Annotated in this window: 13 protein-coding genes; 5 read left to right on the top strand and 8 right to left on the bottom strand. The window is 43.8% G+C overall.

Features of this window, described 5'->3' with window-relative positions; genetic code table 11:
• Positions 1–29: 29 nt before the first annotated feature.
• Together K1I80_RS08050 and K1I80_RS08045 are read left to right on the top strand one after the other, a co-directional pair.
• The gene (locus tag K1I80_RS08050) at positions 30–863 is read left to right on the top strand and encodes a CPBP family intramembrane glutamic endopeptidase (protein ID WP_223313499.1); all 834 of its coding nucleotides are present in this window, start codon (positions 30–32) and stop codon (positions 861–863) included.
• Positions 864–972: 109 nt separating this feature from the next.
• Positions 973–1,590 carry a helix-turn-helix domain-containing protein gene (locus K1I80_RS08045; protein ID WP_223311828.1) on the top strand — a complete coding sequence of 206 codons (618 nt, stop codon included), beginning with the start codon at positions 973–975 and terminating at the stop codon, positions 1,588–1,590.
• A 110-nt stretch (positions 1,591–1,700) separates the two neighbouring features.
• Here the strand turns inward: K1I80_RS08045 and K1I80_RS08040 are convergent, their stop codons facing one another.
• From K1I80_RS08040 to pabB, 8 genes are all read right to left on the bottom strand, one after another.
• The gene (locus K1I80_RS08040; protein WP_002910626.1) at positions 1,701–2,423 is read right to left on the bottom strand and encodes a lantibiotic ABC transporter permease; all 723 of its coding nucleotides are present in this window, start codon (positions 2,421–2,423) and stop codon (positions 1,701–1,703) included.
• Entirely contained in the window at positions 2,416–3,348 is a 933-nt protein-coding gene (locus tag K1I80_RS08035) for an ABC transporter ATP-binding protein (RefSeq protein ID WP_223311827.1), read from the bottom strand. The genes K1I80_RS08040 and K1I80_RS08035 overlap by 8 nt, the downstream gene beginning before the upstream one ends.
• A 145-nt stretch (positions 3,349–3,493) precedes the next feature.
• Complete coding sequence (locus tag K1I80_RS08030; protein WP_223311826.1) at positions 3,494–4,189, bottom strand: ABC transporter permease; 696 nt, start codon at positions 4,187–4,189, stop codon at positions 3,494–3,496.
• Positions 4,190–4,201: 12 nt separating this feature from the next.
• The gene (locus K1I80_RS08025) at positions 4,202–5,110 is read right to left on the bottom strand and encodes an ATP-binding cassette domain-containing protein (protein ID WP_223313498.1); all 909 of its coding nucleotides are present in this window, start codon (positions 5,108–5,110) and stop codon (positions 4,202–4,204) included.
• Positions 5,111–5,254: 144 nt separating this feature from the next.
• Positions 5,255–5,947, bottom strand: a complete 693-nt coding sequence (locus tag K1I80_RS08020) for an ABC transporter permease (protein ID WP_223313497.1) — start codon at positions 5,945–5,947, stop codon at positions 5,255–5,257.
• Between the two features lie 37 nt (positions 5,948–5,984).
• Entirely contained in the window at positions 5,985–6,743 is a 759-nt protein-coding gene (locus K1I80_RS08015; protein WP_223313496.1) for an ABC transporter permease, read from the bottom strand.
• 16 nt (positions 6,744–6,759) lie between these two features.
• Positions 6,760–7,668: an ABC transporter ATP-binding protein gene (locus tag K1I80_RS08010; protein WP_223311823.1), complete on the bottom strand. Its 909-nt coding sequence runs from the start codon at positions 7,666–7,668 to the stop codon at positions 6,760–6,762.
• Between the two features lie 151 nt (positions 7,669–7,819).
• Entirely contained in the window at positions 7,820–9,541 is a 1,722-nt protein-coding gene (gene pabB, locus K1I80_RS08005; RefSeq protein ID WP_223311822.1) for an aminodeoxychorismate synthase component I, read from the bottom strand.
• Positions 9,542–9,672: 131 nt separating this feature from the next.
• On the opposite strand from pabB, the gene K1I80_RS08000 reads away from it, so the two are divergent.
• The 3 genes from K1I80_RS08000 to K1I80_RS07990 all read left to right on the top strand — a co-directional run bounded on the left by K1I80_RS08000 (position 9,673) and on the right by K1I80_RS07990 (position 12,252).
• Entirely contained in the window at positions 9,673–10,044 is a 372-nt protein-coding gene (locus K1I80_RS08000; protein ID WP_223311821.1) for an insulin activator factor, read from the top strand.
• A gap of 87 nt (positions 10,045–10,131) precedes the next feature.
• Complete coding sequence (locus K1I80_RS07995) at positions 10,132–11,229, top strand: AI-2E family transporter (RefSeq protein ID WP_223311820.1); 1,098 nt, start codon at positions 10,132–10,134, stop codon at positions 11,227–11,229.
• Between the two features lie 39 nt (positions 11,230–11,268).
• On the top strand, positions 11,269–12,252 hold the full coding sequence (locus tag K1I80_RS07990) for a hypothetical protein (protein WP_223311819.1): 984 nt from the start codon (positions 11,269–11,271) through the stop codon (positions 12,250–12,252).
• Positions 12,253–12,278 lie beyond the last annotated feature (26 nt).

Raw genomic sequence — 12,278 nt, 5'->3', positions numbered from 1 at the left:
CTCAAAACTAAAAATGAAAGGAAAGTCTCATGATGAATGAAACAACGATCAAACCACAACCAAAACTAATTTTGCCGTTCCTAGCTTGGAACTTCGGCTGGACATGGGGATTCTGGCTGCTGGACATTATCCTCAAAAACCTTTGGCCAGACAGCCCACCTACAGCCTATCTTGCTCTTGAAGCTATTCTAAATGGTATTGCTATGTTTGGGCCTATGCTGGCCAGCCTGATTGTACTGAAAAAGAAAGGCTTCAAGGCCATTTGCTCCTATCTCTTTTCAGGCAAGAAAGAGACTTGGCTCTACTTGCTAATCTATGGTGGCGGTTTGACCGCCTTCTATGCCCTAGCTTCTGGTGGCAAGCTGGTAGACGGCGCTTTAGTAAGCTTTCCTTGGTTTTTTATCTATTGTATTGTCCTATCGGGCGGGATTGAAGAATTCGGCTGGCGTGGCTTCCTACAGCCGGCCTTGGAGAAAAAGTTTTCTTTCTTTGTCTCTACCTTGATGACCGGTATTATTTGGGCCATCTGGCATATTCCTCTCTGGTTTTACGATCGCTTTTATGATCGAAGCCATGATCTTTTCTCAGTTTTTATCGTTTTCAGTATCCTTCTCTCCTTCTGGCTTGCTGCACTTTATAAGAAGACCCAGTCTGCCCTTGCTTGTAATATCTTTCATGCGCTCTCCAACACCCTCATTCCGACTTTTGTTGGGATAGCTCAAGCTAACAATCAATTGGATTTCTCTCAAGTCAATCTCTTCTTTTACTTTGGAGGTGTGATTCTCCTGACGCTTTATAGTATCTATCTCTGGTATCGGACGGATAGGGAGGAAAAAGCTCTTCCGTCTAAAGAAGAAATCTAGCATTTTACGAAGAGGTGACAATCAGACTTTGCAGTCTCTCCGCCTTGTGCTATAATAAGTGTCAATGAAAGAAAGTATAAAAAATAAGAAAGAATAGGTAAAACAATCCATGAATCTATCAGACAGAATCCAGTACCTGCGAAAAGCGCGGGGCATTTCTCAGGAGGGGCTAGCCGACCAACTCGGTGTGTCCAGACAGGCCGTTTCCAAGTGGGAGAGCGAGCAGAGTATGCCTGATTTGGATAAGATCATTTCCATGAGTGACTATTTTGAGGTGACCACAGACTATCTGCTCAAGGGAATTGAGCCTGTAGTCCAGAAAGAGGAAGAGCAGTCAATCAAGTACAGGAGAATAGCCAGCAATATTTGCTATCAGCTCTCTCTTGGCTTTATCGGTCTGGGCATCATCCTCTCCATTATCCTAGCTGATTTTCTCAAGATTAGTGTCTTGCTAACGCCGGTGCTGATTGTTCAGGGAGTAGGGCTGCTGGTGTGGGGAACGGGCCGCAATCTATCCGAGGTAAGACCTTCTTTTCAGGTTAAGCTAGCCTTGATTTTATTCTTGCTCTTTGTCCCCCTCGGATTTCTATCTAATGTTCTTTTTCCTATGGGCAAGATCTTTCCATATCCGACCAGTCTGGCAGCTAGTCTTGCCTTTGTCACTTTCTACCTTATCCTAGGAGTCTGCATCAGTCTGTTCTTGAAAAAGCAAGATTGGAAGCAGTGAAAGAAAGCCGATAAAGAGGGCTAGACCAGAAAGGGTGAAATCTGCTCATCATCCAATTAAAATCCGCTCAAAAAAACTCAGCTAATTTAGTGATTAGCTGAGTTTTTATTTTACAAATCTCTCTTTTTCAGTGTAGCCAGTCCTGCTAAGCTAAAGACCGTGATCAGACTGAGAGCAAAGATAGCTGTTTTGATGATGACACTTGGTATTGAAGCGTCTCCGTAGACGAACTCCATCTTGATAGCCTTGAACCATTCATTATTGGCATCAACCATTTGACTAGGGAGGCCGAGTAAGATGTAGGTCATGATATAGGTGATAAAGACGACACTATAGTTTCGAGTCAAGTAGAGGACAAAGCTGGTAATGCAGTACCAAGCATAGGTACAGATGACCTGCATGACAAAGAGTATTGCGAATTGTCCCCAGAAATTATCTGGCAGGGTTCCCATATTACCACCGGTTCGGACAAATTCGATGACAATACCAAAAATGTAGAGTAGTATGAACTGCATAGGAAGTAAGCTACCGATAGTCAGTGATTTAGAGAAGTAATACTGGGTCCGAGTCTTGCCTGTAGTCAGGTTATTGTGATAAAGTTTGTCATTGAGATCAACACCGAGAAGCAAGCTAGTCATGACATTGCAGGCAATAAAGAGCATGCCGCTGTTGTAGGAGACGACATCTATGGCAAAAAAGATACCGTTGTCGGAACTAACAACTTTGGAAGTGAAAATGCCGAGGAGAATTCCAAAGATGCAGAAAGCCTGCACTCCCCAGAATCCTACGGAGCGGAAGAGACGGTAGTAATCCGCCTTGATACTATTAAACATGAGTGTTTCCTCCTTGTTGGTTGATTAAGTCTGTAAAGTATTTTTCTAAGTCTTTGTGGGCGTAGTAGATTTCCCCGATTGGGATGTCGGCTAGGACTAGTTCCTTGGCAATCTTGCGAATTTCTTGTACTTGGCCAGAAATATGCAGCTCATCTTCCTTGTTACTTGGTCTGAGCTGGTAGCCGAGCTTGTCTTGCACTAAATGAGCAGCTTGCTTGATATTATCCGTTTTGAGGATGATATAGTCGCCGCTTTCTCGGTCAAATTCTTCCTTAGACAGCTCCTTGATGAAATGCCCTTGATTGATAAAGCCAAAGCGAGTTGCTACTAGATAAAGCTCGGACAGGATATGGCTGGAAATGATGATGGTGATGCCTAATTCTTGATTGAGGCGCTTGACCATTTCTCTAAATTCCTGAATCCCAACTGGGTCTAAACCATTAATGGGCTCGTCCAGGATGAGCATGTCGGGACGCCCCAAAATGGCAATGGCAATGCCCAACCGCTGTCTCATCCCCAGAGAGAAATTGCGGAATTTCTTCTTTCCAGTATCGGTCAGGCCGACATATTGAAGGGTTTCTTTGATGACTTTGTCAGCATTTGGAATGCCCCGGTCGGTACAGTAGTAACGCAAGTTTTCATAGGCCGACATGTGGGCATGAGCTACAGGGGTCTCGATAACAGATCCAGTATGGCTGAGGGCTTTTGTCCATTCCTGTTGGTTTTGAGAGCCCAGAACAGACACGGTCCCTCCGCTAGGATAGATGACTTGCGTGATGATTTTGATCAGAGTGGTCTTACCAGCACCGTTTTTTCCGATGAGACCGTAGATCTCTCCTTTCTTGATGGAAAGACTGACATCTTTCAGTGCATATTGATCTCCGTATTTTTTAGTGAGTCCTTTCACTTCTAAAACATTTTGCATGATGTTTCTCCTTTAATTACTTTGTTTATACTTTTAGTATACAAACTAAATTTCAAATATTTCTCAAGAAATTCTAAAATATTTCTAAAGAAATTTAAAATTGAAAAGATTAAAATGAGCCAGTCAAGAACTAGCTCATTTTCAACTATAAATCCTTTTTGTGGAAAGTATAAAGACTTGCTGCGGTGAAGACTGTTCCTAAAAACAGGGCGATTAGAACAATTCTCAAGGTTACACCGTTGCTTTGGAGCGTCTCAAAATCAAAGCTCATGGTGAAATGCTGTAGCCACAGAGACTTGGGATAAAGTTGCGCAAGAGCTCCGGTTAGGGATGCGCAGAAAAGGTAACCTCCCAAAGCAGCAATCATAGATTTACTCAGATAAAGAATAAAGGAGATAATAGCTGTCCAAGCAATGACAGTCAGACACTGCACAAAGAATAGAAGAATAAACTGAAGCAGGAAGGTGGCGGATAAATCACCAATACCGTTTAGAATGGCCGCCAGGATAAAGTTGATGCTATAATAGAGAGCCAACTGCAGGAACGTTACGCAGACCATGACTAGGGCTTTAGAGACGAAGAAACTGGTACGGGAAACGCCGCTGGTTAAAGTATTCTTGTAAAGCTGCTTGTTCAGATCTGTCCCGATGACGACCATAGAGAGGATAATGATGATAAATGTATTATTACCGATAGCGTTGGACACCGCTTGTATAAGCTGGACGGCATTTAATTTGCCAAAGACTGCGCTCAAGGTCGTCAGTAGAAAGATGAATTCGGTAATCCAAACAGCCTTGGAACGAAAGAAACGGTAAAAATCTGCTTGAAAAGTATGTAACATGTTTTTTTCTCCTTACTGGACTAAATCTGTAAAGTATTTTTCTAAATCTTTGTGAGCTGCATAGATACCATTGACATGAATGTTGGATAGGACCAACTCCCTGTTGATGTCATTTAGTTCCTGTTCTTGGGCGACAATGTGCAGTTCGTCAGGCTTATCAGCATCCTTGAGCTGATAGTGGAGCTTGCCTTGGATGAGGTTGGCAGCCTGGTCTCTATCGCTGGTTTTGAGGACGATATAATCTTCGCTGGCTCGGTCAAAGTCGTCTTTGGTGAATTCTGCAACAAGTCGTCCTTGGTCAATCACTCCAAACTTGGTGGCTACCAGATAAAGCTCAGACAAGATGTGGCTGGAAATAATAAAAGTAATCCCTAACTCTTGGTTGAGTCGCTGAATCATCAGTCGAAATTCCTTGATGCCAAGCGGATCAAGGCCGTTGATGGGCTCGTCTAAAATCATGAGTTCAGGCTTACTGATAAGTGCAATAGCGATTCCTAGACGCTGCTTCATTCCTAGCGAAAAGTTGCGGAATTTCTTTTTACCAGTATTGCTCAATCCGACATAGGCCAGGGTTTCCTTGATGAGCTGGTCAGGTTTGGCAATCTGGTGGACCTTGCAGTAGTAGTTGAGATTTTGATAAGCAGTCATCTGATTGTAAGCAACTGGTGTTTCGATGACGGTTCCTATCTTGCGCAGGGCTTCATTCCATTCCTTAGAGTTCTGTGAACCAAAGACAGAAACGGTTCCGCTGTTGGCATGAATGAGCCGGCTAATGGTCTTGAGAAGAGTGGTTTTGCCAGCTCCGTTCTTGCCAATCAGTCCATAAATATCGCCTTTCTGGATCGAAAGGCTCACATGATCAAGGGCATATTGCTGGCCATATTGTTTGGTAACTTGCTTTACTTCTAAAACAGTTTGCATGGTATATTCTCGCTTTCTTAGGTTTGATTTTAGTATACAAGCTAGATTTCAAATATTTCTCAAGAAATTCTAAAATATTTCTAAAGAAATGCAGAACCAATCCAAAAGCAATAAAAAAGCAGCCAAAGGGCTGACTGCTTAAATTTATAAGTCCCTGTGCTGGAAGGCTTGGTAACCACCTAAGAGAGAACCAGCTAGGATTAAGAGTAAAAATAGTTCAGAATTTAACTGAGGGAAAACGATGACGAGGCTAGACTGAAGCATAATCAGGGCGAAAAAGCCGAGATAGCTGGCTAGGGTGGAGCGGGTCAGATAGAGGAGACAGGTAACTACGGAACTGCAGGTCATAATAAAGAGAAAGGAGCGAAAGAAAGACAAGGAAAAGCTCCATAAAAAGTTCTTTGGCATAGTCCCAAGTCCGTGGAAGAGGCTCCCAAAGATAAAGGCTATAGCAAAGGCTGCCGCCATTTGCAAGATGATAATTGTGACAAGAACAGCTATTTTGGATAGGTAAAATTCTTTCCGAGAAATCCCGCCGGCTAATATATTTTTGTATAGTTTTCTGGTCAGGTCGCGACCTAACAGAAAGATGATAAGCACAAGGACAGTAATCATGACAAAGGGCAGGAAGTCTTTAGCAAGCTGCCCGAGAGCTTCAAATCCTGTCCAACCTTGGATGACTATATCTTCTGGATCAGAAGACGTAGAGATATAAAAATTAAAGTTGCTTTCACCAAGAGAGCTGATGAAAATGAGAAAAAAGAGCAGCCCTTCTATTAGCCAAAAAGGTTTGGAGCGGACAAGTTGGTAGAGTTCCGCCTGAATAGTATGTAACATGAAATCTCCTCTGAATGATTAAGATTGTTCCTGCTTTTTATAAATCTTTCTTTTTGAAAACCATCAGCCCGCCACCTAGAAAGAGCAGGGTGACCGTTACCACTGTCAGGATAGCCTTGATAACAGCCCCGCCATCTGCTGCCATATCTGTGTTAAAACGCATGGTCAGATAGATCAGCCATTCATTGTCCGGATAAAAGATGAGGGGAATAGTCAGTAAGGTACCGCCAAGGAAATAGGTCAGAAAGATAGATACAATCGAGTGACTGGCATAGAGTACAAAAGAAATGATGGCAATCCATGTAATCGTGCTGAGAAATTGAACGAAGAGAGCAGCTCCCAGCTGAGGCAAAAAAGAGCTGGGGGCGCTGCCAATTCCGTTGGACAGACTAGCGGTCACAAAGGAGATTGATAAAATCAGCAGGAAATGAAAAGCTGCGATGCTAACGCAGACAAAGAATTTAGAAAAATAATAGCTGAGCTTAGAGATGCCGTAGCTCAGACAGTTTTTATAAAGTTTCCGAGACAGGTCCACTCCAAGGACCATACCGATACCAATGATGGTGAAAAAGAGCAGACCGTCTGTATTGCCTGCAAAATAGTCCAGAGCTTGAAGTCCAGTTAGTTTTCCTAGAGCTTGAGTAGCAGCCTCATTTCTGGAGATATTTGCTCCAAAATGAATATTTGCTTGGAAGAAAGTTGCTGAGAAAATCACACAGAATAATAAAAACTCAGTAATCCAAAAGCCTTTTGAACGCATGAGCCGGTAAAAATCGGCTCGAATGAAATCCATCATGATAAACCTCCCTTTTTCATTCGACCAGGTCAGTAAAGAAGTTTTCTAGGTTTTGTCGTGCATAGTAAATCTCCTGCACTGGTATATCTGCAACCGCAAGTTCCTTGACAATCTTGCTAATCTCATGCGAATGGGTGAAGATATGAATCTCGTCAGAAGCATTGACCACCTTGATACGATGCATGAGCTGGTCGTGAATCAGCCGGCTGGCTTCTTCCAACTGCGACGTTTTAAGCACGATATAGTCTTCGCTCTGTTCTTCAAACTCCGCCTTGGAAATCTCGCGAATCAGCCGTCCTTCCTCGATAATGCCGAACCGGGTCCCCACTAAGTAGAGTTCAGACAGGATATGGCTGGAGATGATAAAGGTCATGCCCAACTCTTCGTTTAGCCGCTGCACCAGCTGGCGGAATTCCTTGATGCCGACTGGATCCAGGCCGTTGATAGGCTCGTCCAGTATCATCAGGTCAGGTCTGGTAAGAAGCGCGATAGCCAGACCCAGCCGCTGTTTCATTCCGAGTGAGAAGTCGCGGAATTTCTTCTTGCCCGTATCTGTCAAGTCCACGTATTCTAAGGTTTCACGGATGACCTTGTCCGCATGGGGAATATGGCGGAGCTTGCAGTAGTAGCTAAGATTTTCATAGGCTGTCAGGTGGTTGTGAGCGACCGGTGTTTCGATGACCGATCCGACCCGTTTGAGGCTCTGCGTCCATTCTTGATAGGTCTGAGAGCCAAAAAGGGAGACATTGCCACTGCTTGCTTCCAAGAGCTGGGTGATGACCTTGATCAGAGTGGTCTTTCCGGCCCCGTTCTTGCCAATTAAACCGTAAATATCTCCTTTTTTTATCGTCAGACTCACATCGGTCAGAGCGTACTGCCGGCCGAATTTTTTGCTGACTTGCTGTAAAACCAAAACATTTTCCATGATCAATTCTCCTTTTCATGATGTTAGGAGAGAAAACTCCTCTTCTTATTAATTAGTATAGCGCCAAATTTTCAAATATTTATAAAGAATTTCTCAAATATTTCTAAAGTTTTTGATGAGGATTAAAAGCAAGTGGCAAATTGTGGAACTCTTAATCTTCAATCTCCAGCTCGTACAGTCCTCTGACTGCATTGCAGGCGTAGATTTTCTCAGCCTGAGCTAGGTCAGCCAGAGTTAAAACTTTCTCAGTAGCTTGACCCTTATCTAATAACTGCTGACGGTAGATACCCTTGAGCAGGCCAAGTTCAGTTGGAGGCGTGTAAAGCTTGCCATCTAGCTCCAGCAGCAGATTGCCGATAGAAGTTTCCAGTAGCTGGCCTTGAGCATTGTAGTAAATCTGTTCTTGCTGCTCCAAGGTCAGATGTGGCCGATGACTGGTTTTGAAATAGGTAAAGGGCTGGGCTAGATTGGCTGGCTGCTCGACCAGTTTTGCCTTTCTGAAAGTATCCGTTAGTGGAAGTAGAGGAGTCGTTTCTAGTTCAATACTGCCGTCTTTTTTTAGAGCTATACGCAGCCTGTAATCCTGTTCTTTATTCAGCTGAGTGCAGGTTTCTTCTAGCTCTTGCTTCAGTTTGTCTTGGTCAAAAGGATAGGCGAAGTAGCCGGCTGCTTCTGTCAGTCTTTGCAGGTGCTGCTCTTGCCAGGTTAACTTTCTATTTGTCACTTTTCCTGTAGAAATCAGGTCGAATCGCGGATTCTTTCGATAGAGGACGGCAGATTTTTGCTGGGTTTCGATGTATTCAGATTTCCAGGTGCTGTCCCAAGTGATGCCGCCGCCAACGCCATAGATGGCTTTCCTTCCCTCCAGCTGAATGGTGCGGATGGCGACGTTGAAAATCCGTCTCTGGTCTGGCAGGCAGATGCCGACTGTACCGCAGTAGACCCCGCGGGCGGCTTTTTCTGTTGCCTTGATGATTGCCATGGTCGAAATCTTAGGCGCGCCTGTGATGGATCCGCAAGGAAAGAGCGCTCGGAAAAGCTCAGCCAGCCCGACTCCCTCATGTAGCTGGCTTTTAATGGTAGAGGTCATCTGCCAGACTGTAGAGTATTGCTCAACGCTGCAGAGACGCTCAACCTGCTCGCTGCCCGTCTGAGAAATGCGATTCATATCATTACGCAGCAAATCGACAATCATCATATTCTCTGCTCGGTTTTTGGCATCCTGGGCCAGCCATGCAGCCTGCTCTCTATCCTGCTCTAAAGTCAGTCCCCGATTGGTGGTTCCTTTCATCGGACGAGTGGTCAGTTGACCTCGGTGCTCCTCGAAAAAGAGCTCGGGACTGATGGACAAGATGGCGGTCTCATCATGCTCTACATAGGCATTGTAGGCCGCATTTTGCTCAACGACCAGCCTGTTGTAAATAGCCAAGCTATCCTCAGGATTGAGCTCCGCGCACAGCTGTACCGTGTAGTTGACCTGATAGGTATCGCCCTGGCGGATATGATGATGAATAGTCTCGATAGCCTTCCGGTACTCTTGCTCAGAAGTCAGCCCCTGCCAAGCTGCTGGCATTTCCACTTCCTCATAGGTCAAGGGAATGGCAGCCTGTTCGGCCTTATCATGGATAGTAAAGTAGAGGAGGTATTCTTTCTGGAGCGGATCCGAATAAACTTGGAACTTTTCCTCAAAGGCTGGAGCTGCTTCATAGCTGACATAGCCGACAGCATAGTATCCTTTCTCCTGCCAACCCTCAATCTCTGTCAAAAGTTCTTCCACCTGGTCAAGACGACGAGTCTTTAGCTCCTTGATAGGATTCGTAAAAATCAGGCGTTGGCCTAACTGCTTAAAATCAATAATTGTTTTCTTGTGCATAAAGTTATTTTATCATAAGATAATTTGAATGAAAACGGATTTATCGGATGTGACAGTCATTCTTTTATAATGGTTGACAGATTAGAAAGTAGCTAGGTATACTATTTTAAAAAAGAAAGAATGAGATTGCTATGAAGTCAAAGAAATTGTTATTGGTAAATGGAATTACTGGAATTTTAGGAGGCCTCATCATCCTTTACGCTTCTTCTCAGAGATGGCACTGGGAAATAGTTGCTTTAGTTCCCAAAATGGTCGAAAACTCTGACTGGGGCGTCCTGATCATACTGATCAGCTTGCTGTTTCTTTGTCTTTCCCTAGCCGGAATGGCTCATTATAGTGAAGAATCAAGAGTCAATAAGACAAGCCATAAGTTTCTCTTCTTTGCTTTTCTTGCAGGAGTTATTCCATTTTTTGGGGACTTGGCCGGCGTTCTAGCTATCATATCGGGGATTTTTTATCTTCAAGATGTACTCAAATTCAAGAGCGATGACAAAACAGACTGACCTCTATGTTCCATCCTTCCTCCCGCTCGAAAGGCCTAGAAAATTATGATAAAATAAGGAAATGACAAAACCTTAAAAGGAAGCCTTATGAAAAAAATAAATGAATCTTATAAACTGATTGTCTTTGCGGCGCTCGCTCTGGCTCTGGTTCTCTATATCGGGAACATCTGGTCTGGTCTGCAGAGTCTGACTTCGGTTTTTTCGCCCATTATATTAGGTGGAGTTCTAGCCTTTATCTTTAATGTCCCGATGAAGAAACTGGAAGACTTCTTGGACAAATGCCGAGTCCCTCAGAAGTTGCAGCGCGGTTTGGCCTTAATTTTAGAGGTGCTGATTTTAGCTCTCATTATGACAGGGATTGTTTCTATTGTCGTGCCGACTTTGACCACAGCGGTCAATCAGCTGAGCGCAACAATCGGCAAGGTAGCGCCTCAGGTAGCCAAGTGGCTGCAGCAGTCTGGCTTGCTTTCCTCTAGCCAGCTGAAAGATTTGACAAAGCAGCTGCAAAATAGCGATATTGTCAACCGAGCCATCTCTCTTCTGGGCAGTCTGACAGGCAATATCTCTGCCATCTTTGGCAATTTCTTCTCTGTCATCATGTCTATCTTCCTCATGTTTGCCTTCTTGAGCAGCAAAGAGCATTTGCAGTCAATCACTAGCCGCCTCCTGCAGGTACTGCTTCCTGAGAAGGCTGTGAAACGCCTATCCTATGTCGGTTCTGTCATTGTTGAGACCTATGATAAGTTTCTGATGGGGCAGATGATCGAGGCCGTCATTGTCGGTGTTTTGGTCTTTGTCGCCTACTCTCTGACAGGCCTGCCTTATGCAGCCTTGACAGGAGTTTTGGCTGGAGTGCTCTCTTTCATTCCCTACATCGGGCCTTTCTCAGCTTGTGCTCTAGGAGCTATCTTTATCTTCACCGACAGCCCTTGGAAAGCTCTTCTTTCAATCGCAGTCTTTCAGGGAGTGCAGCTGATTGAGGGCAATGTTATCTATCCGCGCGTGGTCGGCCAGTCCGTCGGTCTCCCAACTCTCTTTACCCTAGCCGCCGCCCTGATTGGGGGCAACCTCTTTGGCTTGGTCGGCATGATTTTCTTCACGCCTATATTCGCAGTTATCTACCGCTTGGTTAGAGAGTTTGTTGTGGAGAAGGAGGAGAGGAATGAAAGTGGAGAAGTTGCCTAATTACTTAGACGATAAATTTTCAAAAATAGGAGCTTAATTATGAAATGGAGTAAAACCAAGAGTCTTATTACACTGCTAGTATTAGCAGGTTTATCTTTGGTATCTTGGACTCTCTACCTCTACTGCAATAAACAATATTACGGACAGTTCTTTCAGTATTCGGGTAAAGCAAAGATTGATAATTATGAAATTATTGCGGATGGTGCAGGCGCTATTGTCCATTGGACTTCAATAACCCCAGAAGAAGATAAAAAGATGGCTGAGTTCGGTAGTCATTTTCGTGACAAAATTGACCAAAAAAGTTCTCGCTATATTCTGCGGCAGAACGTTAAACTGAAAGAGCTTCCCTATCGTCTGATGGAAAGACCATCTGACGGTGCCTATTGGACTCTTAGTGTCTATCGTATCAATGACAAAAAACTTGAAGAAGAAAAGGAGATAGATCTCTACAAAGTTGTAGAGAATTACAATTCTAATTATTTACCAGCAGAACTAGGAGGAATTTACACTTGGCAAGGTCAAGACTATTTATGGATACAAATACGAGATTTAGAGAATCCTCAGGAAACAAGGCCGCTTTTCCTTAATCTAAAGAGTAGAAAAATGGAGGAAATTGAGATTTTAGCTCAAGATTACGTGAGAAAACCTTTTATAAGGCTAGCGACTAATTGGGACCAAAAAGCAAGTGGCATTTATACCACTACTCCCGGTGGAGAAGTTCGAATAGATAAATCCGTTTTAGGACAGACTCAGTTTGATAGTAGTTCGAAGGCTTACAAGCTTCTAGAAAAAAAAGGAACAACAGTGTATTTATTACACTCGCAGAACAGTGCAGAAGGTTTTAGTAGGGAGGCAGCTGTCTACAGTCTACTTATGCCGGATACTGTGAATGTATATGAAGCTGTGACCATTCCTCCAGAGGTGTCTGTCGACAGTCAGGAGCATATCGTCAACTCTAAAGAAGAGTTTGACAGATACTATGATATTGAAAAGGCTAAAAAGCTGTATCATGAAACAGAGTAAGTAATACAAGATATTATAGAAACCAA

The sequence above is a fragment of the Streptococcus sanguinis genome (genome assembly GCF_019929225.1).
GTDB classification, from domain to species: Bacteria; Bacillota; Bacilli; order Lactobacillales; family Streptococcaceae; genus Streptococcus; species Streptococcus sanguinis_J.
This window is presented reverse-complemented; position numbering and strand designations above follow the sequence as displayed.

Bases quoted from the DNA above. Each gene is read 5' to 3' on its own strand.
- K1I80_RS08040 (WP_002910626.1), bottom strand. From the start codon at position 2,423: ATGTTTAATAGTATCAAGGCGGATTACTACCGTCTCTTCCGCTCCGTA.
- K1I80_RS08010 (WP_223311823.1), bottom strand. From the start codon at position 7,668: ATGGAAAATGTTTTGGTTTTACAGCAAGTCAGCAAAAAATTCGGCCGG.
- K1I80_RS08000 (WP_223311821.1), top strand. From the start codon at position 9,673: ATGAAGTCAAAGAAATTGTTATTGGTAAATGGAATTACTGGAATTTTA.
- K1I80_RS07990 (WP_223311819.1), top strand. From the start codon at position 11,269: ATGAAATGGAGTAAAACCAAGAGTCTTATTACACTGCTAGTATTAGCA.
- K1I80_RS08025 (WP_223313498.1), bottom strand. From the start codon at position 5,110: ATGCAAACTGTTTTAGAAGTAAAGCAAGTTACCAAACAATATGGCCAG.
- K1I80_RS08030 (WP_223311826.1), bottom strand. From the start codon at position 4,189: ATGTTACATACTTTTCAAGCAGATTTTTACCGTTTCTTTCGTTCCAAG.
- K1I80_RS08020 (WP_223313497.1), bottom strand. From the start codon at position 5,947: ATGTTACATACTATTCAGGCGGAACTCTACCAACTTGTCCGCTCCAAA.
- K1I80_RS08045 (WP_223311828.1), top strand. From the start codon at position 973: ATGAATCTATCAGACAGAATCCAGTACCTGCGAAAAGCGCGGGGCATT.
- pabB (WP_223311822.1), bottom strand. From the start codon at position 9,541: ATGCACAAGAAAACAATTATTGATTTTAAGCAGTTAGGCCAACGCCTG.
- K1I80_RS08035 (WP_223311827.1), bottom strand. From the start codon at position 3,348: ATGCAAAATGTTTTAGAAGTGAAAGGACTCACTAAAAAATACGGAGAT.
- K1I80_RS07995 (WP_223311820.1), top strand. From the start codon at position 10,132: ATGAAAAAAATAAATGAATCTTATAAACTGATTGTCTTTGCGGCGCTC.
- K1I80_RS08050 (WP_223313499.1), top strand. From the start codon at position 30: ATGATGAATGAAACAACGATCAAACCACAACCAAAACTAATTTTGCCG.
- K1I80_RS08015 (WP_223313496.1), bottom strand. From the start codon at position 6,743: ATGATGGATTTCATTCGAGCCGATTTTTACCGGCTCATGCGTTCAAAA.